Origin of the sequence: Amycolatopsis sp. cmx-8-4 (assembly GCF_046548675.1) — a bacterium.
In the GTDB taxonomy this organism is placed as follows: domain Bacteria; phylum Actinomycetota; class Actinomycetes; order Mycobacteriales; family Pseudonocardiaceae; genus Amycolatopsis.
This window is the reverse complement of sequence record NZ_JAEBDZ010000009.1, coordinates 101,978-125,107: the sequence shown is the minus strand read 5'-3', so window position 1 is coordinate 125,107 and position 23,130 is coordinate 101,978. Positions and strand designations below refer to the sequence as shown.

Here is a 23,130-nt window from a genome sequence, read left to right as displayed (position 1 = left end):
GCTCACTCCTTGACCAGACCTGCGTCGTGCAGGGCACGCGCCGCGACGTCGACGATGTCGAACGGCAGGCCGGCCCGCTCGGCGATGTCCAGGAGACTGTGGTCGCCGTCGGAGAGGTTGAGCACCCAGAGCATGGCCATCTGGGCTTCCTTGGCGTCACTGCGGCCGCCGAGCGAGTCGTACAGCCCGCGCTTGCCGAGCTGTGGTTCGCCGTACGGGCTGAGGTTGACGTACCGGCGGTTGCGGTCCAGGACACCGAAAGCGTCGCGAAGCGCGCCGAGCGTGTCCTCCATGGCCGCGGGCGAGACGAAACCCGGGTTGTCGGCGGAGGTGTGGTACTCGGGGTAGCCGGCGTACGGCGTCCGCGTCAGGGAGCCGACGCCGAGGTTGAAGCCCGGCGAGCAGAACTGGCGCTCGTCGTAGCCGTACGGCGAGAAGTCGACGACCTTGTGCTCACGCGAGCGGAGCACGTGCTGCACGACGCGGTCGATCTCGGCGTCGTCGCGGCGGGACTTCTTGTACGTCAGCGGGCCCGGGTCGCCGGCGCACGCCAGGACCAGCCCGTGCTTGATCTTTTCGATCCGGTCGGAATTGCGCGCCAGCCAGGTGATCGAGCCGATCGTGCCCGGCATGAACAGGAACCGGTACGTGTAGTGCGGCTGAGTCTCGGCCAGCTGCTGGGCCAGCGAGATCGCGACGGCGATGCCCGCGAGGTTGTCGTTGGCCAGCGACGGGTGGCACACGTGGCAGGACACGATGACCTCGTCGGTGACGCGGCCCGGGACGACGTGCTCGCCGTAGGTGAGCGAGCCGTCCGCCAGGGTCGAGTCGATGACGACGTCGTACTCGCCGTCGGGCAGCGCGTCGAGCTTCTCCTGCGCGAGGCAGAATCCCCAGGCCGGGGCGTAGTAGCTGGTCCGGTAGGGCACCCACGACGGCCGGTCCGGCAGCGTGTGCAGGTGCTCCCGCAGCTCGCTCAGCGGCAGCCGCTCCGACACCGGGACGCTGTAGCCGACGACGTGCAGGTTCGACTCCCGGAAGTCGATTACCCGCTCACCCGAAGGAGCGGCCACGTAGGCGTCGCGGATGTTCCACTCCTGCGGGATCGTCCAGTCCAGCACCTGGGTGCCGGTCGGGACCTCGTGCCGCTCCAGCGCGATGTGCTCGCCGATGATGTCCAGGGTCTGCCGCACGCCGTCGCCGGTGATGCTGCGGCAGATCGGGTACAGCCGCTCGACCAGGGCGTGCAGTTCCGCCCCGGTCCGCAGCTGCGTGCCCGCCACTAGTGCCGCCGCAGGGTGTCGTCGACGCGGCCGGCTTCGCCCTCGCTGCGCAGCCAGGCGAGCCTGGTGAACAGCTTCTCGAACGACTCCCGGGTCAGCCCGAACTTCCGGTACGCCTCGATCAGCTCGACGGCGCCGTCCTTGACCGACCACTCGCAGGCGAAGCCCGGGATGGCCTCGCGGAAGCGCGAGAAGTCGACGCGGTAGGAGCGCGGGTCGGCGCCGGCCTCGCCCGTGATGTTCAGCGTCGAGCCCGGCACGGCCTCGACGACCTCCTGGGCGATCTCGGCGACGGTGACGTTGTTGTCCTCGGTGCCGATGTTGAAGGCCTTGTTGTGCACGGCCTCCTTCGGCGCCGTCAGCGCGGCGGTGAACGCGCGCGCGATGTCCTGGGCGTGCACCAGCGGCCGCCACGGCGTGCCGTCGGAGAGCACCAGGACCTCGCCGGACAGGTGGGCGTGCGCGGTGAGGTTGTTCAGCACGATGTCGCCGCGCAGCCGGGGCGAGTAGCCGAACGCCGTCGCGTTGCGCATGTAGACCGGGGTGAAGCCGTCGTCGGCGAGCTCGTGGACGTCGGCCTCGACGCGCACCTTCGACTCGGCGTAGGGCGTCACCGGCTTCAGCGGCGCGTCCTCGTTGACGAGGTTCTCGCCGCCCGCGCCGTACACCGAGCAGGTCGACGCGTACAGGTAGCGCTGGACACCGGCGTCCTTCGCCAGCTTCGCGAGCTTCACCGACGCGTGGTGGTTGATGTCGTAGGTCAGCTCGGGCGCGAGCGAACCCAGCGGGTCGTTCGACAGCGCGGCCAGGTGGATCACCGCGTCGACGTCGGAGACGTGCTTGGCCGTGACGTCGCGCAGGTCGACGGCGTACCCGCCCGGGTCGGCCGGCGCGGGCCCGAGCAGGCACTGCTCGAACAGCCCGGAGTCGAGGCCGACGACCTCGTGGCCGGCCGCGGCGAGCACCGGGGCCATCACCGTGCCCAGGTAGCCCTTGTGCCCCGTCAGCAACACCCGCATCGAATTCAGCCCTTCAGGTCGAGAGTGAGTTTCTTGACGAAAAACGCTTCGGCGTACTTCGCGGCCGCTTCGATCCCCCGGATCCGGGCCAGGCCGAGGAAGGCCTCCCGGTCGTACCAGCCGCGGTGCCGCTGGGACGCGTAGTGCGTCTGCAGCAGCCGGACCTTCTCCTCGGCGACGTCGTCGTCGAGCGGCTGGTAGACGGACGGGGCGCCGAGGTCGCCGTCCCACTTGACGATCTCGTAGCCCAGCGCCAGGTGGTCGCGGAACGCCGTCGGCACCAGCTTCGCCAGCCCGCGGTGGTCCTGGTGCGCGTCGTCGGTGCGCGGCGCCAGGATGACGTCCGGGTCGGTCCGCCGCCGCAGCTCCTCCAGCGCGTTCTTGGCCTCTTCCCAGTGCGCCGGGAACCGGCCGTCGGGCAGCTTCAGCACGGTGACGTCGACCTGCGCGCCGGGGCAGAACGCCGCCAGCGCCGCACGCTCCTCGTCCTCGCGGGGCGTGCCGCCGCCGGAGAGGACCAGCGCGTCGACCCGCAGGCCCGGCCGCGACGCGCACATCGTCAGCAGGGTGCCGCCGGCGCCGATCGCGATGTCGTCGCAGTGCGCGCCGAGGGCGACGACGCCGCCGAGCCGTCCCGGCCGGAGCCCGATCACGCGGTGCTCGCGACGGGCCGCTCCCAGAGCGCCCAGGGCTTCTTGCCGTGCGTGTAGGCGTCGTCGAGCGCCGCGCGCTCCTTGACCGTGTCGGTCGGCTTCCAGAACCCGCGGTACGGGTAGGCCAGGAGACGGCCGCGCTTGGCCAGCTCGCCGCAGCCGTCGGCGACCAGGTCGCCGTTCTCCGGGATGTGGTCGAAGACCTCCTGGCGCAGCACGAAGTACCCGCCGTTCTCCCACAGCGGCATCTCGCTGACGGCGGTGATCGAGCCGACCATGCCGCCCTCGTTCATCTCCACGCAGTGGAACGACGACTGCGGCGGCACGACCATCATCGACGCGCCGGCGTCGGTGTTCTCGAACCGCTCGATCATGTCGGGCAGCGGCGCGTCGGACAGGACGTCGGCGTAGTTCGCGAGGAACATCTCCTCGCCGTCGAGGTAGTCGCGGACGCGGCGCAGGCGCTCACCGATCGGCGACTCGATCCCGGTCTGCACGAACGTGATCGTCCAGTCGGCGATGTCGGTCGAGAGCAGTTCCGGCTTGCCGTTGCGCAGGACGAAGTCGTTGGAAATGGTTTCCTGGTAGTTCAGGAAGAAGTTCTTGATGTGCGCCGCGCCGTAGCCGAGGCACAGGATGAACTCCGTGTGCCCGAAGTGCGCGTAATACCGCATGACGTGCCAGATGAGCGGTCTCGGACCGACCATCGCCATCGGCTTCGGGACGTCGTCGGCCGCGCCGTTGCGCATCCGCATCCCGTAACCACCGCAGAAGAGTACGACCTTCACTTCAAGACACCTCGACGATTTCCAGGCGGGGGATGGGGAACACGAGTTTTCCGCCCCAGGCACCCACGAACGACAGCTGTTCGGTCAGTTCCTCCCGGAGGTTCCACGGGAGGACGAGCACGTAGTCGGGCCGATCGGCTTCGATCCGCTCCGGGGGCAGCACCGGGATGCGCGTGCCCGGGGTGAACCGGCCGTGCTTGTAGGGGTTGCGATCGACCGTGTACTGCAGCAGGTCAGTGCGGATGCCGCAGTGGTTGAGCAGGGTGTTGCCCTTGCCCGGGGCGCCGTAGCCGACGACGGTCTTCCCGTCGTTGCGCGCCTCGATGAGGAACTTCAGCAGGTCCAGCCGCACGCGGGTGACGCGCTCGGCGAACTCGGTGTACCCGGACAGCTCGTGCAGCCCGGCGGCCTTCTCCTGCTCCAGCACGTCGGTCATCCGCTCGCTGGGCTCGCCCGCGACCGCTGCGACAACCGGGGCGCCGCCCCGGGCCGGGGGCTCCGCCACCCGGGACCCCCCGAAAGCCTCGGTGGGACGCGCCCACAGCCGGATCGAGCCGCCGTGCGTCGGCACCAGTTCGACGTCGACCACGGTCAGGCCGCCGGTCGCCAGCGCGCGGCGGGCCGATTCGACCGTGTAGTACTGGAAGTGCTCGTGGTAGATCGTGTCGTACTGGTTCTTCTCGATCAGCGTGAGCAGGTGCTGGACCTCGATGGAGACCCAGCCGTCGTCCGCGACCAGGGCGCGCAGGCCCTTGGTGAAGCCGAGGACGTCGGGGATGTGCGCGTAGACGTTGTTGGCGGCGACCAGGTCGGCCGGCCCGTGGTCCTCGCGCACCTGACGGCCGGTTTCCTCGGAGAGGAACGCGGTCAGGGTGGGCACGCCGGCGTCGCGCGCGGCCTGCCCGACGTTCACCGAAGGTTCGACTCCCAGACACCGGATCCCGTGCCCGACGACGTGCTTGAGCAGGTAACCGTCGTTGCTGGCGACCTCCACGACGAACGACTTCTCGTCCAGCCCGAGGCGCTCGACCGAACCGTCGACGAAGCGCTTCGCGTGCTCCACCCACGACGTCGAGAAGGAGGAGAAGTACGCGTACTCCGTGAAGGTGTCGTCCGGGTCGATCAACGGCGGGATCTGCGCCAGCCAGCACTCGGTGCACACGATGAGGTGCAGCGGGAAAGTGGCTTCCGGCTCGTCGAGCTGCTCGGCGGTCAGAAATCGCTCACACGGGGGAGTCGCGCCGAGGTCCACGACGCTGGCCGTGTTTGTCGAACCGCAGAGTCGACATGTGGTCATCTACCAGGCTCCTTGGACTCGCGGTCGCGATATGCGTTAGACACGTCGAGCGGCGGTGGAAGGTCGTTACAGCGACGCGTGCCGGGCCGGTGGACCGATTCGGAACCGCAACATCACCACGCCAAGCAGGTGACCTGTGGTGCAGATCACGGACGGTGCCGGTCCGGATCCGTAACGTCCACAGTGGACTTGGGCCCTACGCTGGGCGGATGACTTCGGAGCCGACTCCCCGCCTGAGCGGGGTCGCGGGTGTGGTGCTGACGGTCCGGTTCCTGACGGAACTGGCGCTCGTGGGCGGCCTGGCCCTGGCCGGCACCCAGCTCGGCGGCGGCGTGGCACTGGCGATCGTCGACGCCGTCCTGCTGCCGGTGGCGGCGGCCGCCATCTGGGGGCTGTTCATCGCCCCGAAGGCCTCCCGGCGGCTCCCGGAACCGGCCCGCTTCCTGGTGGAGTTCGCCCTGTTCGCGGCCACCGGCGTGGTGCTGGCCCTGGTCGGCTGGGTGATCGCCGGGGTCGTGCTGGCGGTGGCCGGCGTCGGCGTCGCGGCCCTGACCCGCCGCGTCGCCAAGGACGGCTGACCAGCCCTGCCATCACTGCCAACCTGTCCGCCGGCGATTGCCCCGGCCGCGGGTTCGCCCATTTACTGGGTGAGCACCAGGGCCCCGGTGAACGTCGAAATCCCCGTACCCACGGACAGGAGCGGAATCATGCAGAACGCAAATGGTGAGATGCAGGTCGTGCCGGACGAGTTCGACCTCGACGTCCAGGCCGAGTTCAACCCGGACGTCGTGGTCTGGATCCTCGGCACCGACTGCTGCTCGGCCTTCTGATCGCCGCGGCGGGCGGAAAACCGGACGGGTTCCGGTTTTCCGCCGCCGGTTTCCCGGAGGCCGGAAATGGGTGACGAGATTTTCCGGGTGCACGACGATTTCGTCGTACGCACCCCGCTGCGCTCGGGCGCCGCGCGGCTTCCGGCCGCCCCCGGCGGCCCGGATCCCGAGGCGTGCCGGGACGTCCTGTGCGCCGCGGCCGACCGGGCCGAGCTGGCCGAGGCGATCGAGGTCGCCAGCCCGAGCCTCGCCGCGGTCCTGGCGGACGCGCGGACCGGCCGGCTCGACGCGCGCAAGCCCGCTCAGCTGCGGCGGGCCGCGCTCGCCGTGCTCAAGTACGACCTCCGGTCGCGGACCCGGCCGACGCCGTTCGGACTGTTCGCCGGGGTGTCCGCCGGCCGGTTCGACGTCGCGCCGAAGGTGGAGGACGACGGACCGGCGCGGACGCGGACCCGCGTCGACCTCGGCTGGCTGCGGGAGGTCGTCGAAGCGGCCGAACCGGAGCCCGGCCTGCTGCCGCACCTCGACGTCCAGGCGCACTCGACGGTGGTCCGCCGCGGTGACCGGCTGCACCTCGACACGCCCTCGGCGGGGCGCCGCGCGGCCGTTTCGGTGCGGTGCACCCCGGCGGTCGAGGCCGTGCTCGCCGAGACGCGCCCGGCCCGTCCCGTCGCGGACGTCGTCGCCGCGCTGCGGGACCGGTTCCCGGTCTCCGACACCCAAGCCATCGGGCTGATCGCCGAGCTGGTGCGCCAGGGCGTGCTGCTGACGTCGCTGCGGCCGCCGCTGGACGGCGGTGACCCGCTCACCCACGTCATCGACGTGCTGGCCGCGGCCGAGCGCCGGGGTGCGGTCGTACCGCTGCGCGACGCCCTCGTCGCCGTGGCCGAAGCGTGTGACGCCTACGACGCGCGGCCGATCGGCGAAGGGACCGCCGAACTGCGTCGCGTCGTCGCCCTCGCGCGGGCCGTGCGGCCGCACGACAACCCCGTGCACGTCGACACCCGGCAGGAGCTGCGCGTCCGGTTGCCCGAGGACGTCCGCGCCGAGGCCGCGGCCGCGGTCACCGCGATGTGGCGGATGTCGCCGCGCCGGGTCGTCCTCGGCGAGTGGCAGGCCCGGTTCACCGAGCGGTACAGCGCCGGACGGCTGGTCCCGCTCCTGGAGGCCCTCGACGAGACCGCCGGGATCGGCGCCCCGGCGGGCTACCGGTGGCCCGTCGCGCGGCCGGCGACGCCGGAGCCGCCGCCGGAACGGACCGCCCGGGACCGCCGGGTGGCGGCGCTGGTGGCCGAGGCGGTCCGGGACGGCGCGCGCGAGGTCGTGCTCGACGACGAGACCGTCGACGCCCTGGCCGACGACGGTGACCCGGCCGAGGTCACGCGCTTCGGCGAGTACTGCTTCCAGGTGTGCGCGGCCTCGGTCGAGGACCTCGCCGCCGGTGAGTTCCGGCTGGTCACCGCACCAAGCCACGGCTCGTACCAGCCCGGCGCGACCGCGAGCCGGTTCGCCGGAATGCTCCCCGACCTGGACGTCGTGGTGCGGGACGAGCAGGCCCCGGTCGTGCCCGTGACCCTGGCCTACCAGCCGCGCGAGGGGCGCGGTGCGAACGTCGTCAACACGCCCGCCCACACCGGCCGGCGGATCGCGGTCGGCCTGCCCGGGGCGACGCTCGAGCCGGCCGATCTCGCCGTCGGCGTGACCGGCGGCCTGGTGACCGTCGTGCACGTCCCGACCGGCACCGAGCTGCTGCCGGTGGTGCACAACATGCTGCGGCTCGAGGACCAGGCGCCGAACGTCGTCCGGTTCCTGCACGACGCCGGGCTGACCGGGACGCGGCTGTGGGAACCGTGGGACTGGGGGAGCGCGCTGGCCGGGCCGTACTTGCCGCGCGTGCGCTACCGGCGCACGGTGCTGAGCCCGGCGGTGTGGCGGCTGGACGCCCTGCGCGAGGTGCCGGACGACGCCTGGCCCGGCGCGGTCGAGCGCTGGCGGGCGGCGTGGCGGGTGCAGGAGCGGGTCGAGGTGCGGAGCCGGGACCAGCGGCTGACGCTCGACCTGGCCGACCCGTGGCACCGGGCGATCCTGCGCGACGAGCTGAGGAAGGACGCCGGCCTGGTCGCCACCGAGTCCGTCGACCCGGGCGGCTGGCTGGGCGGCCGGCCCGCCGAGGTGGTCGTCGGGCTCAGCCGCCGGACGCCGGTGCGGCCCGCGCCGCCGCCCCGGCCGCTGCGGGCCCGCCGCCGGTACCAGGCGGGCGGGGAATGGCTGTACGTCAAGGTTTTCTCGCCGCGACCGGACGTCGTGCGCGACCGGCTCCCGGCGCTGGCCGCCGATGTCGGCGGGCCCTGGTACTTCGTCCGCTACGCGGAGCCGGACCCGGTCCTGCGGCTGCGGTTCCACGGCGACCCGGCGACGTTGTGGCCGTCGGTGTTCCCCCGCCTCGCGGCGCGGCTCGGCGAGTGGTCGGACCAGCGGTTGATCGGCGATTGGCTGGTGGCGAGCCACGAGCCGGAGCTGGAGCGCTACGGCGGTCCGGCGGCGATGCCGGCGGCCGAGGCGGTGTTCCACGCCGACAGCGAGCTCGCGCTCCGGCTGCTCGACCTCGAGCGGCGAATGGCCTTTTCGCTGGACGAGCTGGCCGCGGTGTCGCTGGCGGCGCTGGCCCACGCGTTCGGCGGGGACAAGGCGGCGGACCGGCTGCCGGCCGTCGCTCCGGGCCGCGAGTACGCCCGGAACCGCGTCCGGTGGCGGTCGCTCGTGGACCCGGCCGGCGACTGGCCCGGCCTGCGCGCGACGGCCGAGGGACGCGCGGTCGTCGACGCGCTCGGCCCGCGTGACGAGGCGGTGCGCCGCTACGGCGACGTCGTCCGCGAGCTGAGCGACGCCGAGGGGATCTTGGCGAGCCTGCTGCACATGACGTGCAACCGGCTGTTCGGCGGGCCCGTCGAGCGGGAGCGGAAGGTGCACGGCTACGCGCGTGCCGCGGTTCTCGACCACCTCGGCCGCCGGAAGCACTCGTGACCGCGGACTTCGCGGCGCTCGTGGCCGAGACCGCGCGGCGGCTCGAGCCCGTCGTGCCGATCACCGCGCGGCCGACCTCGCTGTTCCGCGGTCACCCCGGCGTCGCGATGCTGTTCGGCGAGCTGGGCCGGGCGGACGAGCGGTGGCTGCCGGTGGCCCATCGGCACCTCGCGGCCGCGGTGGCCGCGGTGGCCGCGCTGGACGACGCGCCGGCCGCCGGGCTCTACGAGGGCCCGGCCGCGGTGCTCGCCGCCGCGCAGACGTGCGCGGCGGGCAGCGGCCGCTACCGGGGGCTGCGGGCACGGCTGACCGCGTACGCCGAGGCCGCGCAGGCGCACCGGCTCGCCCATCCGGGCGGCTCCGGCTACGACGTCGTCAACGGTCTCACCGGGCTCGGGCGCGTCCTGCTCGACGCGGGCGCCGACGTCGGACCGACCCTGGACGTGCTGGTCCGGCCGGCGGTCACGGAAACCCGGCCCGGCGCCGACGCCGGGATGGCCCACGGCGTCGCCGGGATCCTCGCGTTCCTCGCCCTCGCCGCGGAACACGAGCGGGTGGTGCCCGGCCAGCAGGACGCGATGCACCACATCGCCGGCTGGCTGCGCGACGTCGCCGGCGAAGACGCCGCCGGACCGTACTTCCCGGCCTGGGCCGGGGAACGCCCGGTCCCGGCCAAGAGCGCCTGGTGCTACGGCGCTCCCGGCGTCGCGGTGGCCCTGCACCGGGCCGGGACCGTGCTGGGCGAACCGGCCTGGCAGCGGCTCGCGGTCGAGTCCCTGCGCGCGGTCACCCGGCGTCCCGAGGCCGAGTGGCACCTCGACGGCCCGACCGTCTGCCACGGTTACGCCGGTCTGCTGCGCGCCCTGCACCGCGTCGGCACGGCCACCGGCGATCCGGAGCTGCTGGCCGCGGCCGGCCGCGTTGCCCGGCGCGTGGCCGCGGGTGCGGACGAGACGGCGGAGTTCCTGTTCCGGCACCACGAATCCGGCGCGCCCGTCGACGTGGCCGGGCTCGTCGAAGGCGCGGCCGGGGTGGCCTGCGCGCTGCTGCCGTTCGCGGGGTACGACGGGCGGGGCCCGTCGTCGTGGGACCGCGTCCTGCTGTTCAGCTGAACGCCCGCCGGCGCGTGGCGAGCAGTTCGAGGAGCCCGCGGCGGCCGTCGACGCCGATGTGGCCGTAGATGTCCTTCAGCCGCCGGTACATCGTCCGCTCGGAGCAGTGGAAGCGCCGGGCCATCTCCCGCGTCGACCGGGCTTCGATCACCATCTCGAGCACCGCGAAGTCGCTCACGCTCAACGCCGGTGCGGCGCCGGGGTGATCCGGGGTGGCCAGGGCGAGGCGCGCGGCCTGCCGGTGGATCACGGTCACCGCGCGGGACGGCGGCAGCTGGATGGTGAGCACGCCGTGCGCCCCGGCGTGCATCGCGGCGTACGTCTGGTTTCCGGAGACATCGTCGACGACACCGATCACCGCTTGCCCGGGAAATGCGGCCCGGAGCGCGCTGATCACCGATACCTCGGCTTCGGTGAAAGCGGGCACCGCGGCCACCGCGCCGCGGTGTTCCCGCAGGGTGCAGGACAGATCGGCCGTCAGCACCAGCCGGATGTCCTGCTTTTCGAGCAGGAACACGTGCGGCGAAAGCGCCTCGCCGAGACAGGCCGGGGCGATCAGTTCAGCCGAGCCGGTGATTCCGTCATGGTGGCCCCCGCAGATCCCGAAATATCGAAGAAACGATATCAGGGGATCCGCGGGGAATTGATTGTTCTTTTGTCCGGGGTCAGCCGATCCGCGCGGCGGCCGGGATGACGTCGGTGCCGAACTTCTCGAGCACCGCCGGGTTGTGCACGTGCGGGACCATGCCGAGGGCGACCTCGATGCCGAGCCCGTTCAGCCGCTCCAGCTCCTTCAGCAGCTCTTCGGTCTTCTCGCCGTCCTCGCCGATGTCGAGGATGTGGTAAACGGTCTTGGTGATCGAGTCGTAGTCGCGGCCCTCGGTCTCGCAGTGCTGCTTGAGGACGTCGAGCTTGTGCTCCAGCTCCGGGCTGTTGAAGAGGTTGCACTGGTCGGCGTACTTCGCGACGAAACGCAGCGTCTTCTTCTCGCCGCCGCCCCCGATCATGATCGGCGGCCGCGGGCTCGAAAGCACCTGCGGGACGTTCAGGAGCCGCGCCGCGTCGAAGTGCGCGCTCTTGAACGGCGCGTCGCCCTCGGCCCACATCTGCAGGATGTACTGGAGGTTCTCCTCCAGCAGCTCGAAGCGCTCCTTCACGGGCGGGAAGGGGAAGCCGAGGCCCTTCGACTCCTCCTCGTTCCAGCCCGCGCCGACGCCGAGGATCGCGCGGCCGCCGGAGAGCACGTCCAGCGTCGTGATCGCCTTGGCCAGCAGGCCCGGGTGGCGGTAGAGGACACCGGTGACGACGGTCAGCAGCTTGGCGCGCTCGGTGTGCGCCGCGATGAAGCCGAGGGTGGTGTACGCCTCGAGCATGTCGTTTTCGACGGGGCCGACCCCGCCGATCTGGAAGAAGTGGTCCATCACGGCGATGGAGTCGAAGCCCGCCTGGTCGGCGGTGCGGACGACGGCGGCCAGGTCGGCGCCCAGCGCGGACGCCCCGTTCGGCCAGGTGAAGTCGGGGATCTGCAGTCCGAGTTTCATAGTTCCCGACCGTATACCTGGAGTTACCCCAGGTGTGTGCTCAGAAATCCCCGATGAGGGAAACCCTGCCGTGCAAGGGATCGGTGACGAACACCGTGTGCGTCCGCTGGTCGACGGCGACGTCGCCGGGGTTGACGCCCAGCGACAGGTCGCCGGTCAGCGTGCCCGTGGCGCCGTCGATCCGGCCGATCCCGTTCTGGCCGCCGTTGGTGTAGACCGTGTTCGTGCCCTGGTGCACGGCGAGCGCGGAGGATTCGCTGCGCAGCAACACGGTCTTGCGCTCGGTGCGCGTTGATGAGTCCACAATGGACATGTGGTGGATGCCGGAGTTCGCGACGTACACCGTGCCGCTCGCGGCGTGCACCGCGACCGCCGTCGGCTTCGCCCCGACGTGCACGCTCGCGACGAACTTCCCGGCGTCGATGTCGAACACCTCCACCGAGTCGGTGTCGGTGCTGGCGCAGTAGGCGAGCTTGCGGCCGGGGTCGACGGCGATGCCGCCCAGGCTCGGCTTCGGACCGGGCACGAGGGCCGCCAGTGAGCAGCTGACGCCGTCGAGCACGGCGAGCATGCCGGTGCCGCCGCTGGCCGCGTAGACGCGGTTGGCCTGCTCGTCGACCGCCAGGGTGGCCGCGCCGGCGCCCGCGCCGATGACGCTCACCAGGTCGTGGGTGCGGCCGTCCAGCACCACGATGGTGCCGGCCGGCGGGTTGGCGACGTAGATCCGGTTGGCGACCGAGTCGACCGCGATGTCACCGGGCGCGCCGCCGACGCGGACCACGGCGCCGATCGTCGCGCTCTGCGGATCCACGACGGAAACGGTCCCGGCCTGGGGATCCGTGACATAACTGAGGCCGGTGACCGGATTCACCGCGATCCCGGTCGGGGCGCCGCCCAGCTCGATCGACCGGACGTTCTCCGCGCGCGCGACCCCGGGCAGGATCACCGCCCCCGCGCCCGCTGTGACCAGGGCGAACAGGGTCCTCCGGCGTATCCGGCGGCCTCGCATCGGCGCCTCCGCTCGTGATCGATTCGCCTCCCGAGCCTAACCCGCGCGATGATCACGCGAAGGAACTTCGGGTCCCCCGATCGCGTTGTTTCCAGTGGGTAACCCACCTGAAGAGCGGGAAAGAGCGGACGGAGGCGAGCGCGCGTGCACGGGCACCAGAACGGGTTGAAGACGGCGTTGCTGCTCGGCCTGCTGTCGGCGATCATCGTCGCGATCAGCGGGCTCTTCGGCCGCGGTGCCCTGGTCATCGGCCTGGTCATCGCCCTGGGGATGAACGCCTTCGCCTACTTCAACTCGGACAAGCTGGCGTTGCGCGCGATGCACGCGCAGCCGGTGTCCGAGGCCGAGCAGCCCGCGATGTACCGGATCGTGCGCGAGCTCGCGACGGTCGCCCGGCAGCCGATGCCGGCGCTGTACCTCAGCCCGACGGCCGCGCCGAACGCGTTCGCCACCGGCCGCAGCCCGCGTCACGCGGCGGTCTGCTGCACCACCGGCATCCTCGACATCCTCGACGAGCGCGAGCTGCGGGCCGTGCTCGGCCACGAGCTGTCCCACGTCTACAACCGCGACATCCTGATTTCGTGCGTCGCCGGGGCGCTGGCCAGCCTGATCAGCGTCCTCGCGAACATCGCGTTCTTCTTCGGCGGCAACAACCGCGACGGGAACCCCCTGGTCGGCCTGCTGCTGATCTTCATCGGGCCGATCGCGGCCGCCGTCATCCGGATGGGCGTGAGCCGGTCGCGGGAGTACCAGGCCGACGCGTCCGGCGCCGAGCTGACCGGCGACCCGCTGGGCCTGGCCTCGGCGCTGCGCAAGCTCGACGCGGGCACGCGGGCGCGGCCGCTGGTCGCGGAGCCGCAGCTGGTGTCGCAGTCGCACCTGATGATCGCGAACCCGTTCCGCCCGGGCGAAGGCATGAGCAAGCTGTTCTCGACGCACCCGCCGATCGCCGACCGCATCGCGCGGCTGGAGGAGATGGCCCGCCGCGCCCCCGGCGGCCTCTGACCCCAGGCGTCACTTTCGTAGGGAAAGATGCGTTTCTTCCACATGCTGGGACGGGGAATCCACATCGGGGGCGCGGAGTTGCGCAGGCATGGTCTCCGCAGAGCTGCACCTGGGCGTCGCCATCGACGGGGCCGGGTACCACCCGGCCGCGTGGCGCGTGTCCGCGGCCGAGCCCGCCGCGCTGTTCACCTCGGGCCACTACCTGAAGTACGCGAAGCTCGCGGAAGCGGCTTCGCTCGACTTCGTCACCCTCGACGACTCGCTGGCGCTGCAGTCCGGCGGCGAGGAGGTCGTCCGCGGCCGTCTCGACGCGCTGCTCACGCTGTCCGCGATCGCGCCGGTGACCAGCAGGATCGGCCTGGTGCCGACGGTCACCACCACGCACACCGAGCCGTTCCACGTCTCGACGTCGGTCGCGACGCTGGACTACGCCAGCCGCGGCCGCGCCGGCGTGCTCGCCGTGCCGTCGCGCACCGACGCCGAGGCCGCGCACTTCGGCCGTCGTCCGGCGCCCGCCGAGGCCGCCGCGGAGGCGGAGAACGCCGACGTCGTCGACGTCGTCACCCGGCTCTGGGACAGCTGGGAGGACGGCGCGATCATCCGCGACGCGGCCACCGGCCGGTTCATCGACCGGGAGAAGCTGCACTACGTCGACTTCGAGGGCGGCTTCTTCAGCGTGAAGGGCCCGTCGATCACGCCGCGGCCGCCGCAAGGCCACCCGGTGACCGCCGTCTACGGCGATTCGCCGCACGCCGTCGCCGCCGACCTGGTCATCACCAGGGCGGATCACCTCGACGCCGTGCGCGCCGCGGTCGCGCGGTTCCCCGGCGCGAAGGTGCTCGCGACCGTCTCGATCGTGCTCGCCGAGACCGCGCAGACCGCCCGCGACCGGCGGCGGGAGCTGGACGCGCTGACGCCGTTCGAGCCCGTCGGCCTGTCGTTCGTCGGCACGCCCGCGCAGCTGGCCGCCGAGCTGCCGCGCTGGGCCGCCGAGTCCGGCGTCGCCGGCTTCCACCTGCGGCCGGCCGTGTTGCCCGACGACCTCGACCTGCTGACCGGCGAGGTCGTCCCGGCCTTGCGCGCGGCCGGCGCGTTCCGGCCCGGCTACCGCGGCTCGACGTTGCGCGAGCACCTCGGGCTCGGCCGCGCGGTCAACCAGTACGCCGTCACCCCGGGAGCCTGAGATGACCAAGCAGATCAAGCTCGCCGCGTACTTCCCCGGCGTCAACAACACCACGGTGTGGAGCGACCCGGCGGCGGGCAGCCAGATCGATTTCGCGTCGTTCGAGCACCTCGCCCGCACGGCCGAGCGCGGCAAGTTCGACTTCCTGTTCCTCGCCGAAGGCCTGCGGCTGCGCGAGCACGCGGGCAAGATCCTCGACACCGACGTCGTCGGCCGGCCCAACACGACCGCCGTACTGGCCGCGCTGTCGGCCGTCACCACCCACCTCGGCCTGGCCGGGACGCTGTCGTCGACGTTCAACGAGCCCTACGAGGTGGCGCGCCAGGTCGCGAGCATCGACCACCTCTCCGGCGGACGGGCGGCGTGGAACGTCGTGACGTCGCCGGACGCCTGGACCGGTCAGAACTTCCGGCGCGGCGGCTTCCTCAAGCGCGAGGACCGGTACGCGCGCGCCGAGGAGTTCCTGGCCACCGTGCGCGAGCTGTGGGACAGCTGGCAGCCCGGAACCCTGGTGGGGGACAAGGAGAACGGCGTCTTCGCGCGCGACCCCGGCAAGTTCGTCCACAGTGGACCGCAGTTCGACATCCACGGCGAGTTCACCCTGCCGCGCTCGCCCCAGGGGCAGCCGGTCGTCATCCAGGCCGGCGACTCCGACGAAGGGCGCGAGTTCGCCGCGAAGGCCGCCGACGTCATCTTCAGCCGGCACGGCACGCTCGAAGACGGCCAGGCGTTCTTCCACGACGTCAAGCGGCGGTTGAGTGCCTACGGCCGAGAGCCCGGTGAGCTGCTGATCATGCCGGCCGCGGCGTTCGTCCTCGGCGACACCGACGCCGAGGCCGCGGAGCGCGCGCGGGAGATCCGGTACCAGCAGGTCCGCCCGGCCACCGCGATCCAGTTCCTCGAGCAGGTGTGGAGCCGCGACCTGTCGGCTTACGACGTCGACGGGCCGCTGCCCGACATCGACCCGGACCCGGACGCCGCGCCGCTGACCTGGGGCCGCGTCCGCCACGAGAAGGACCCGGCCGCGCTGGCCGCGAAGTGGCGGGCTCTCGCGGAGGAGAAGAAGCTGTCGATCCGCGAGCTGGTGATCGAGGCCACCGCGCGCCAGCAGTTCGTCGGCTCGCCCGCGACCGTGGCCGGGGCGATCGACGAATACGTGCAGTCCGACGCGGCCGACGGCTTCGTCCTCGCCCCGCACCTGACCCCGGGCGGGCTCGACGAGTTCGTCGAGAAAGTCGTCCCCCACCTGCAGGAACGCGGCGTCTTCCGGACCGGGTACGCCGGACCGACGCTGCGCGACCAGCTGTTCTAGGCCGAAGCTCCCGCCGCTACGGCGACCGCCTTGACGTAGTCGCCGTAGCCGGACTTCGCGAGCTTCGAGCCCAGCGCGTAGCACTCGTCGGCGTCGATGAAGCCCATCCGCAGCGCGATCTCCTCGAGACAGGCGATGCGCACGCCGGTCCGGTGCTCCAGCACCTGCACGAACTGCCCGGCCTCGAGCAGCGAATCGTGCGTGCCGGTGTCGAGCCAGGCGAACCCGCGGCTGAGCTCGACGAGCGTCGCGCGGTCCTGGCGCACGTAGGTGAGGTTGACGTCGGTGATCTCCAGCTCGCCGCGCGGTGACGGCTTGAGCGCCCGCGCGATCTCGACGACCTGGTTGTCGTAGAAGTACAGCCCGGTGATCGCCTTGTTCGAGCGGGGCTTGGCCGGCTTTTCCTCGATGGAGACCAGCTTGCCGTCCGCGCCGACCTCGCCGACGCCGTAGCGCTCGGGATCCTTGACCGGGTAGCCGAACAGGACGCAGCCGTCGAGGTCCCGGACCGCGGTCTGCAGCCGGCTGGAGAAGCCCTGGCCGTAGAAGATGTTGTCGCCGAGCACCAGCGCGACGTCGTCGTCGCCGATGAAGTCCGCGCCGATCACGAACGCCTCGGCCAGCCCGTTCGGACTGGCCTGCTCGGCGTAGGTGAACGCGAGGCCGAACTGGTCGCCGTTGCCCAGCAGCTTGCGGAACATCGGCAGGTCAGCGGGGGTGGAGATGATGAGGATCTCGCGGATCCCGGCCAGCATCAGCACCGAGATCGGGTAGTAGACCATCGGCTTGTCGTAGACGGGGAGCAGCTGCTTCGACACCGCCTGGGTGATCGGGTGCAAGCGTGTCCCGCTGCCTCCGGCCAGCACGATGCCCTTCATTCGCTGCCTCCCTCTGCTCGGTCCACCGCCGCGGCCCACCCTACGGGGGCAACGGGTGGAGCCGTGATGGGGAAGCGCTAGAAGGCCGGCCCCTTGCCGAAGTAGGCCTTGCAGCCGAGGTTGTACTCGGTGGCGATCTCCAGGACGTTCTTGCCGTCGTCGACCGGCAGCAGCGTCGAGGAGTAGTTGGGGCAGAAGTTGTTGTAGATGCCGGTGATGTGCACCGGCGCGGGCAGCTCGTACCAGTTGCCGCTGCCGAAGTTGTCGTTCGCGAGCAGAACCTGGCCGTTGCCGGGCTGCGGTTTGCCCTTGGCGTCGGTGTAGATCTGCCCGACCATGACGATCCGGACGCCGTTCGGCCCGCCGGGGAACAACGTGATCGTCTGCGCGTGCTGGAAGTAGTTGCCGTTCGCGGTGTTGACGCGGGTGCCGGGATCGGTCGGGCTGCCCCAGTTGGCGCCGTCGGGCGAGATCTTGAAGTACGGGTCGCAGTAGCGGTCGCGGAAGTTGCAGATCTCGTAGGCGAAGTAGTACCGGCCGTCGGGCAGCCGCCGGATGATCGGCATGCCCGGACGGACCCGATCCGGCGGGATGGCCAGGGTGAGCTGCTTGGTGCCCCAGTTCACGCCGTCGGTCGAGGCGACGCGGTTGAGCACCTGCGCGTACTTCGGGGCCTGCGTCTCGTCGGCGAAGTGCAGCCAGAGCGTGCCCCCGGCGTCGACGGTGAACTCCGGCTCCCAGATGCCGTCGATGTTGTGCGAGCGGGCGGCTTCGGCCAGGAACCCCCAGGAGCGGCCGCCGTCCTTGCTGGCCCAGATCTTGATCCCGACGCGGCGTTGCGCCCCGGCGTCCTGCCGGTAGGACGCGGCCCACAGCAGGGTGCCCGCGCGGAGCCGGCCGACGCGTTGCGGGAGTTCGTAAAGGGTGCCGCAGCACATGCCGTAGCGGCCGTCGGGGTCGTGGATCTCGGCGATCTCGTGGAAGGACGCGCCTTCGTCCGTGCTCTCCATGACGGGGGTGAACTTGCCCCCGGCGTCTTCGCTGGTGAGCGCGGCGATGATGCGCCCGCGCCCGAAGGGGGAGTGGTCGAGCCGCACGAGCCGGGCGTAGGAGCCGTAGCCGGGAACGAGCTGCTGCCGTGCGGCGGCGCTCGCGGGCGTCAGCAGCGCGGTGACGAGGATCAGCGGAAGCACGAAGACGAGCAAACGGCGCATCCTGACCCTCTCCACGCGGTGACCGCGCGATTACAACACGCTGCGGGCGGTCTGCTGTGGACGGTCGCGCGGCGTTCGCGCGTTAGAGGGGTTTGCTGTGCCCGATTGGGTGATCGATCACACAAGGCGACGGTAACGCCGGGGCAAAGACGGCCGAAAGATCACTGAGGGGGATCGGATGAAGAAAGTGGTGTACGCACTCGCGGCCGTGGTGCTGGCGTCGGGGTGCGCGTCGGGTACCGGGTACGGCGTGATCGTGGCGGCTGGTTCTTCTGCTTCTTCGCCTCCTTCTACGGCTGCGCCGGCCGCGCCGCGGGACGTGCCGCCGGAGACGCACACGGGCAAGGGCGAAGGCCAGTTCGCGGTGACGTGGCCGGCGGACCAGCTGGGCTTCTTCACGTTCGACTGCCCGAAGTGCGCGGGCAACGTGATCATCAGCACCGATGGCGGCGAGTTCGGCCTGGTCAACGCGATCGGCGCGTACAAGGGCACAACCTGGCTGAACACGGAACCGGACCGCCCGACGAGGAAGGTGACGGTCCTGGCGGACGCGCCCTGGACGGCGACGATCGCCGACTACCGAAGCCTCCCGCAGGCCGGCGCCGCCAAGCCGTCAACCGGCAAGGGCGACGCGGTCTTGCGCGTCCCGGCGGGCATCACGCACGTCCACCTCACGGCGAAGACCCGCGGCAACATCGCGTTGTGGGTGCAGTCCGACGAGACCCGCGACCTGCTGGTGAACGAGATCGGCGACGTCGAGGTGGACCGGGATGTTCGAGGTCCGGCGTACCTGAGGGTGGACGGCTACGAGACGAGCTGGACGATCACGCCGTCCTGAGCGGAGGCACCATTGGTGGAGATCAGCTTCCTGGCCGAATCCGACCGCGCCCGCTGGGAAGTGCTGGCCCGCGGCAAGGATGCGTACTTCGAGGTCGAACGCGCCGACCAAGCCTACGAACGAACCTGGCGACGCCTGCTCGACGACGACCGGATCCGCGGCATCATCGCCAGGCTGGCCGGCGAGGTGGTCGGCGCCGCGCACTATCTGTTCCACGCGAGTATCTGGTACGCCGCGAAGTGCTACCTGACGGACTTGTACGTCGACCCGGAAGCCCGGCGGCGGGGTATCGCGACGGCGATGATCGACTGGGTGGCGCGGGACGCGGAAGAGCAGGGCTTCCCGGGCCTGTACTGGAACACGCTGGAGGACGCCCCGGCTCGCGCGTTGTACGACAAGGTGGGCAAGCTCCGGGCGGGCCTCATCCACTACAGCTACCGGCGCGACGCGGACCGGAGCTGAGGGCACCCGCCGACGTTGTACCCACGGGCACCCGACAGGGGATACCCGCAGGTCAACGAGGGTGCATCACCGGTAGTTCGTGAACTGCAGCGCGATCTCGAAGTCCTTGCCCTTGAGCAACGCGATCACGTCCTGCAGCTGGTCCTTCTTCTTGCCCGACACCCGCAGCTGGTCGCCCTGGATCTGGGCCTGGACGCCCTTCGGGCCCTCGTCGCGGATGAACTTGGCGATCTGCTTCGCCTTGTCCGAGGCGATGCCCTGGATGATCTTGCCGCTGAGCTTGTAGATCTTGCCCGACAGGGCCGGCTCGTCCGCTTCGAACGCCTTCAACGAGATGCTGCGCTTGATCAGCTTCTCCTTGAAGACCTCGACCGCGGCCAGGGCGCGCTCCTCGGTCTCGGACTCGATCGCGATCGCCTCCTCGCCGGACCAGTTGATCGTCGTGCCCGTGCCGCGGAAGTCGAAGCGCGTGCCCAGCTCCTTGCTCGCCTGGTTCAGCGCGTTGTCCACCTCCTGGTGGTCGACCTTGCTCACGACGTCGAAAGAGGGATCCGCCACGTGTCCTCACACCTCGTACTCGCTAGTCAGGGGCACCCAGCCTAGTCCCGGGTATCCCGGTTGACCCCCGCCGGGAGTGCATGGGTAAGCTTCTCCCCGGCCGGTACGACCGGCTTGGGCGGGTTACCCGAGTGGCCAAAGGGGACTGGCTGTAAACCAGTTGGCTTACGCCTACGGGGGTTCGAATCCCTCACCCGCCACGCCCAACGGCCCCGGTGACCTCGCAGGTCACCGGGGCCGTTTGCGTTGGAAGCCCGGCCGTCAGAAGCCCGAGTTCCCGGCTCCCCTCACCAGCGTGTAGCCGCCGTCGTTGAGCAGGCCGCCCGACGTGGCGCCCGTCACCGTGGTGTGGGCGATCGATGCGCTGCCCGTCGCGTTCGTCTCGATGCCGTACGTGCCCGCTCCGGCGATCGTGACGCGGTCGAAGCTCAGTTGCGTGATCGACTTCTGGAAGCTCAGCAGCACGCCCTGGTAACTGCTGTCGGTCAGCGTCAGGTCCTCGACGACGATCGGGGCCGCGATGGGCGCCGAGTCGGCGTAGATCCAGAGGCCGCCGATCGCCGAGTTCCAGTTGTACTCGAAGCTGCCCGTCCGCAGGAGCGTGTTGCGCCGGATCGACGTCGTGCCCGACAGCGGGACCGGGTTGAAGCGGGTGCCGACCGTGATGCCCGAGCCCGCGGTGACGTTGTCCGCGACCAGGTTGTCCTCGACGCGGTTGCCGGACCCGCCGAAGACGCCGATGCCGTTGGCCAGCGCCGGCGACTGGACCGTGTTGAACGTGTACGCGCTCCCGGCGACCGTGTTGCCTTCGGAGAACATCGCCAGTCCGTCGTCGCCGGTGTTGCGGACCATCGACTGGTCCACGCGCACGTTGCTCGTGCCGGCGTCCTTGGCGTGGATGTTGACGCCGTCCGCGAACGTGTCGCGGATCCGCGTGCCGACCACGTACAGGCCGTTCGTGCCCGAGTCGGCCCACAGCCCGACCTTGGTGTGCTCGATCCACAGATTCTGGATCAGCGACCCGGTGCCGAAGTTGCCGTCCAGCGCGCCGTCCGAGCCGTTGTCGTCGCGGATCCGGACGTCACCGAAGATCGCGAAGTCCGCCAGCGTCACGTTGCTGCCCGTGCCGAAGAAGCCACCGCGCGGACCGGTCCCCTGGATCACCGAGGACCACGGACCCGCGCCGAAGACGCGCACGTTCGCGACGTTGATCTTCGACGTGATCCGGAACGTCCCCGCCGGGATCCACACCGGCTTGTTCTGGGCCGCGCCCGCGGCGATCGCGGCGTTGATCGCCGACGTCGCGTCCGAGCCGTTGTCCGGCACCGCGCCGTAGGACGTGATGGACAACGCGCCCGCCGGGGCGGTCGCCGCACCGGGCGCCTGCTCGGCGTCCAGCAGGTCGATGTCGTAGTACGCGGCCGTGCTCGACGCGTCCTTCTGCAGCTTCAGGACCGTGCCCGCGGGCCAGTCGCCGATCGAAGCGCGCGTCTCGTCGTAGTACCGGTGCGGGCTGCCCTGCGACGGCACGTTCGTGTACGGGTAATCGCCGTAGACCCAGCTGTAGTTCGACGTCAGGGACAGGTCGCGGATCTTCGTCCCGTTCGCGTAGAGCGCCAGCGGCGCGGTCTGCCCGGCACCGTCCGCGGTGTCCGGGATCGAGAACCGCAGCGTGACGGCGTTCGCGGGCTTGGTCAGCGTGACGCTCACCGACTGCCCGGTCGCACCGAGCCGCACCGCGCGGCGGCCGCTCGACTCGGCCTGGACCGTGTGGAACGTCCGGTCCGCGGCGAGCACGGTGCCGGTCGTCGACCCGGCTTCGGCCTCGTACTCGGTGTACGGCGTCGTCGCGCCCCGCGCGGCCAGCGCCGTCTCGCTCGCGACGACCACGCTGTCGACCAGGACGTCGCTGCCGGTGCCGGCCAGCTGCAGTGTGTTGACGCCCGCGCGGACCGGCACCGAGACCGTCGCCGTCCGCCAGCCGGTGCCGGCGGGCAGGGACGCGGCCCCGGCGTCGCGGCCGTTCGCCGCCACCGCGAGGGTGCCCGCGTTGGCGAACCGGATCGTCGCGGTCGCCGTGCCCGCCGACGCCATCGCGAAGGTGCGCACCAGACGCGCGCCCGCGGTCCCGAAGCCGGTCACGTAACCGGGCCCGGTGAAGCCCGTGGTGGCCGTGCCGACGGTCGCACCGCCGGACAGGAACGCCGCCTCCGCCTCGCCAGGACCAGCAGGGACCGAAGCAGTCACGGTCAGGCTGTCCAGGTTCACGTTGCCGGAATCGGTGCTGTCGAACGCGTACGCGACCGTGTGGTCGCCCGCGGTGAGCGTGACGGACTCGGTCGCCGACGTCCAGGTGTCCCAGTTCGCCGACGCGGGCAGCGACACCTGGCGCTGGCGGACGCTGTCGACATAGAGCGAAAGCGTCATGGCGGTACCGGTGCCGTTGGCGTACCGGAGGGCGAGCGACTGCGGTCCGGCGGTGGTCACCTTGACCGCGAACGACGTCCGGGCGTTGCCCTTGTTGCCGTCGGTGTACCCGCCGACGAAGCCGGTCCCGCTGTAGCCGGGGTGGTCGGTCGCGACGACCGCGCCGCCCGAGAGCGTCGCGTTCTCGGCCTCGAACAACGGACCTGCCTGCCCGGTCGCGGACGGCGTGACGTCGAGGCGGTCCAGGTTGACGTTGCCGCTGTCACCCGAGCCGAACGTGTACGACACGCTGTGCGCGCCCGCGCCGAGGGTGACGGCGACGCTCGCCGAGCCCCAGCTGTCCCAGGAAGCCGTGGCGGGCAAGGAAATCTGCTCTGCCGTGGAATCCACGGTCAGGGTGAGGGTTCGAGAAGAGCCGGTGCCGTTGGCGTAGCCGAGCGCGAGGGTGTACGAACCGGCTGACGCGGCGGAGACGGCGAACGTCGTCCGCGCGGTGCCGCGATGGCCGTCGGTGAAACCGCCGACGAAACCGGAACCGCTGTAGCCGGGATGGTCGGTTTCGACCACAGCGCCGCCCGAAAGGGCAGCGGATTCGGCTTCGAGACGGGTGGTCGCGGCGTGTGCCGGGACCGTGGACACCAACGCGGTGAAAGTGAGCACCGCGACGGCCAGAACAGGGGATCTGCGCATCTGTTTT

At 71.2% G+C, this 23,130-nt stretch carries 21 protein-coding genes and 1 tRNA gene; 10 read left to right on the top strand and 12 right to left on the bottom strand.

Annotation, left to right across the window (positions count from 1 at the left end; translation table 11 throughout):
• Positions 1-2 precede the first annotated feature (2 nt).
• The 5 genes from ACLJQZ_RS20850 to ACLJQZ_RS20830 are packed head-to-tail and all read right to left on the bottom strand — an operon-like array spanning position 3 to position 5,040.
• Positions 3-1,283: a DUF4910 domain-containing protein gene (locus ACLJQZ_RS20850; protein ID WP_410621599.1), complete on the bottom strand. Its 1,281-nt coding sequence runs from the start codon at positions 1,281-1,283 to the stop codon at positions 3-5.
• A complete protein-coding gene (locus ACLJQZ_RS20845) occupies positions 1,283-2,302 on the bottom strand; it encodes an NAD-dependent epimerase/dehydratase family protein (RefSeq protein ID WP_410621598.1) in 1,020 nt (339 codons plus the stop codon). Before ACLJQZ_RS20845 ends, ACLJQZ_RS20850 begins: the two co-directional genes overlap by 1 nt.
• Positions 2,303-2,307: 5 nt before the next feature.
• Entirely contained in the window at positions 2,308-2,955 is a 648-nt protein-coding gene (locus ACLJQZ_RS20840; RefSeq protein WP_410621597.1) for a PIG-L deacetylase family protein, read from the bottom strand.
• A complete protein-coding gene (locus ACLJQZ_RS20835) occupies positions 2,952-3,743 on the bottom strand; it encodes a glucose-1-phosphate cytidylyltransferase (protein ID WP_410621596.1) in 792 nt (263 codons plus the stop codon). The genes ACLJQZ_RS20840 and ACLJQZ_RS20835 overlap by 4 nt, the downstream gene beginning before the upstream one ends.
• A 1-nt stretch (position 3,744) precedes the next feature.
• Complete coding sequence (locus tag ACLJQZ_RS20830; RefSeq protein WP_410621595.1) at positions 3,745-5,040, bottom strand: class I SAM-dependent methyltransferase; 1,296 nt, start codon at positions 5,038-5,040, stop codon at positions 3,745-3,747.
• Between the two features lie 209 nt (positions 5,041-5,249).
• Here ACLJQZ_RS20830 and ACLJQZ_RS20825 point away from each other — a divergent pair, with 209 nt between their 5' ends.
• The 4 genes from ACLJQZ_RS20825 (at position 5,250) to ACLJQZ_RS20810 (ending at position 10,006) form a co-directional block, all read left to right on the top strand.
• The gene (locus tag ACLJQZ_RS20825; protein ID WP_410621594.1) at positions 5,250-5,618 is read left to right on the top strand and encodes a YrdB family protein; all 369 of its coding nucleotides are present in this window, start codon (positions 5,250-5,252) and stop codon (positions 5,616-5,618) included.
• Positions 5,619-5,747: 129 nt separating this feature from the next.
• Entirely contained in the window at positions 5,748-5,870 is a 123-nt protein-coding gene (locus ACLJQZ_RS20820; RefSeq protein ID WP_410621593.1) for a hypothetical protein, read from the top strand.
• Between the two features lie 66 nt (positions 5,871-5,936).
• Positions 5,937-8,894 carry a lantibiotic dehydratase gene (locus ACLJQZ_RS20815; protein ID WP_410621592.1) on the top strand — a complete coding sequence of 986 codons (2,958 nt, stop codon included), beginning with the start codon at positions 5,937-5,939 and terminating at the stop codon, positions 8,892-8,894.
• Positions 8,891-10,006 carry a lanthionine synthetase C family protein gene (locus ACLJQZ_RS20810; RefSeq protein WP_410621591.1) on the top strand — a complete coding sequence of 372 codons (1,116 nt, stop codon included), beginning with the start codon at positions 8,891-8,893 and terminating at the stop codon, positions 10,004-10,006. Before ACLJQZ_RS20815 ends, ACLJQZ_RS20810 begins: the two co-directional genes overlap by 4 nt.
• Here the strand turns inward: ACLJQZ_RS20810 and ACLJQZ_RS20805 are convergent.
• The 3 genes from ACLJQZ_RS20805 to ACLJQZ_RS20795 all read right to left on the bottom strand — a co-directional run bounded on the left by ACLJQZ_RS20805 (position 9,999) and on the right by ACLJQZ_RS20795 (position 12,556).
• Positions 9,999-10,523 carry a helix-turn-helix transcriptional regulator gene (locus ACLJQZ_RS20805; RefSeq protein WP_410621590.1) on the bottom strand — a complete coding sequence of 175 codons (525 nt, stop codon included), beginning with the start codon at positions 10,521-10,523 and terminating at the stop codon, positions 9,999-10,001. The genes ACLJQZ_RS20810 and ACLJQZ_RS20805 overlap by 8 nt on opposite strands.
• Positions 10,524-10,671: 148 nt before the next feature.
• A complete protein-coding gene (locus ACLJQZ_RS20800) occupies positions 10,672-11,547 on the bottom strand; it encodes an LLM class F420-dependent oxidoreductase (protein ID WP_410621589.1) in 876 nt (291 codons plus the stop codon).
• Between the two features lie 40 nt (positions 11,548-11,587).
• Positions 11,588-12,556, bottom strand: coding sequence for a hypothetical protein (locus ACLJQZ_RS20795; protein ID WP_410621588.1), 969 nt, complete (start codon positions 12,554-12,556; stop codon positions 11,588-11,590).
• Between the two features lie 144 nt (positions 12,557-12,700).
• Between ACLJQZ_RS20795 and htpX the strand changes: the two genes are divergently transcribed.
• From htpX to ACLJQZ_RS20780, 3 genes are all read left to right on the top strand, one after another.
• On the top strand, positions 12,701-13,561 hold the full coding sequence (gene htpX / locus ACLJQZ_RS20790) for a zinc metalloprotease HtpX (RefSeq protein ID WP_410621587.1): 861 nt from the start codon (positions 12,701-12,703) through the stop codon (positions 13,559-13,561).
• 88 nt (positions 13,562-13,649) lie between these two features.
• Positions 13,650-14,744, top strand: a complete 1,095-nt coding sequence (locus ACLJQZ_RS20785) for an LLM class flavin-dependent oxidoreductase (protein ID WP_410621586.1) — start codon at positions 13,650-13,652, stop codon at positions 14,742-14,744.
• Between the two features lies 1 nt (position 14,745).
• Positions 14,746-16,056: an NtaA/DmoA family FMN-dependent monooxygenase gene (locus tag ACLJQZ_RS20780; protein ID WP_410621585.1), complete on the top strand. Its 1,311-nt coding sequence runs from the start codon at positions 14,746-14,748 to the stop codon at positions 16,054-16,056.
• On the opposite strand, the gene rfbA is transcribed toward ACLJQZ_RS20780, so the two are convergent.
• Positions 16,053-16,934 carry a glucose-1-phosphate thymidylyltransferase RfbA gene (gene rfbA, locus ACLJQZ_RS20775; protein WP_410621584.1) on the bottom strand — a complete coding sequence of 294 codons (882 nt, stop codon included), beginning with the start codon at positions 16,932-16,934 and terminating at the stop codon, positions 16,053-16,055. The two genes, ACLJQZ_RS20780 and rfbA, sit on opposite strands and share 4 nt — an antisense overlap.
• Before the next feature lie 77 nt (positions 16,935-17,011).
• The gene (locus ACLJQZ_RS20770; RefSeq protein WP_410621583.1) at positions 17,012-18,148 is read right to left on the bottom strand and encodes an exo-alpha-sialidase; all 1,137 of its coding nucleotides are present in this window, start codon (positions 18,146-18,148) and stop codon (positions 17,012-17,014) included.
• Between the two features lie 178 nt (positions 18,149-18,326).
• Here ACLJQZ_RS20770 and ACLJQZ_RS20765 point away from each other — a divergent pair, with 178 nt between their 5' ends.
• Together ACLJQZ_RS20765 and ACLJQZ_RS20760 are read left to right on the top strand one after the other, a co-directional pair.
• Positions 18,327-18,986, top strand: coding sequence for a hypothetical protein (locus ACLJQZ_RS20765; RefSeq protein WP_410621582.1), 660 nt, complete (start codon positions 18,327-18,329; stop codon positions 18,984-18,986).
• Between the two features lie 15 nt (positions 18,987-19,001).
• Entirely contained in the window at positions 19,002-19,448 is a 447-nt protein-coding gene (locus ACLJQZ_RS20760; protein WP_410621581.1) for a GNAT family N-acetyltransferase, read from the top strand.
• Positions 19,449-19,514: 66 nt separating this feature from the next.
• Here the strand turns inward: ACLJQZ_RS20760 and ACLJQZ_RS20755 are convergent, their stop codons facing one another.
• Entirely contained in the window at positions 19,515-20,006 is a 492-nt protein-coding gene (locus ACLJQZ_RS20755; protein ID WP_247060445.1) for a YajQ family cyclic di-GMP-binding protein, read from the bottom strand.
• 117 nt (positions 20,007-20,123) lie between these two features.
• Between ACLJQZ_RS20755 and ACLJQZ_RS20750 the strand changes: the two genes are divergently transcribed.
• Positions 20,124-20,206, top strand: a tRNA-Tyr gene (locus ACLJQZ_RS20750).
• Between the two features lie 61 nt (positions 20,207-20,267).
• Here the strand turns inward: ACLJQZ_RS20750 and ACLJQZ_RS20745 are convergent.
• Positions 20,268-23,123, bottom strand: coding sequence for a carbohydrate-binding protein (locus tag ACLJQZ_RS20745; protein WP_410621580.1), 2,856 nt, complete (start codon positions 23,121-23,123; stop codon positions 20,268-20,270).
• Between the last annotated feature and the right edge of the window lie 7 nt (positions 23,124-23,130).

What these genes read in the sequence shown, in the direction of transcription:
- ACLJQZ_RS20845 (WP_410621598.1), bottom strand. Translation starts at nt 2,302, where the DNA reads ATGCGGGTGTTGCTGACGGGGCACAAGGGCTACCTGGGCACGGTGATG.
- ACLJQZ_RS20830 (WP_410621595.1), bottom strand. Translation starts at nt 5,040, where the DNA reads ATGACCACATGTCGACTCTGCGGTTCGACAAACACGGCCAGCGTCGTG.
- ACLJQZ_RS20825 (WP_410621594.1), top strand. Translation starts at nt 5,250, where the DNA reads ATGACTTCGGAGCCGACTCCCCGCCTGAGCGGGGTCGCGGGTGTGGTG.
- ACLJQZ_RS20820 (WP_410621593.1), top strand. Translation starts at nt 5,748, where the DNA reads ATGCAGAACGCAAATGGTGAGATGCAGGTCGTGCCGGACGAGTTCGAC.
- ACLJQZ_RS20815 (WP_410621592.1), top strand. Translation starts at nt 5,937, where the DNA reads ATGGGTGACGAGATTTTCCGGGTGCACGACGATTTCGTCGTACGCACC.
- ACLJQZ_RS20800 (WP_410621589.1), bottom strand. Translation starts at nt 11,547, where the DNA reads ATGAAACTCGGACTGCAGATCCCCGACTTCACCTGGCCGAACGGGGCG.
- ACLJQZ_RS20795 (WP_410621588.1), bottom strand. Translation starts at nt 12,556, where the DNA reads ATGCGAGGCCGCCGGATACGCCGGAGGACCCTGTTCGCCCTGGTCACA.
- ACLJQZ_RS20785 (WP_410621586.1), top strand. Translation starts at nt 13,650, where the DNA reads ATGGTCTCCGCAGAGCTGCACCTGGGCGTCGCCATCGACGGGGCCGGG.
- ACLJQZ_RS20780 (WP_410621585.1), top strand. Translation starts at nt 14,746, where the DNA reads ATGACCAAGCAGATCAAGCTCGCCGCGTACTTCCCCGGCGTCAACAAC.
- rfbA (WP_410621584.1), bottom strand. Translation starts at nt 16,934, where the DNA reads ATGAAGGGCATCGTGCTGGCCGGAGGCAGCGGGACACGCTTGCACCCG.
- ACLJQZ_RS20770 (WP_410621583.1), bottom strand. Translation starts at nt 18,148, where the DNA reads ATGCGCCGTTTGCTCGTCTTCGTGCTTCCGCTGATCCTCGTCACCGCG.
- ACLJQZ_RS20765 (WP_410621582.1), top strand. Translation starts at nt 18,327, where the DNA reads ATGAAGAAAGTGGTGTACGCACTCGCGGCCGTGGTGCTGGCGTCGGGG.
- ACLJQZ_RS20745 (WP_410621580.1), bottom strand. Translation starts at nt 23,123, where the DNA reads ATGCGCAGATCCCCTGTTCTGGCCGTCGCGGTGCTCACTTTCACCGCG.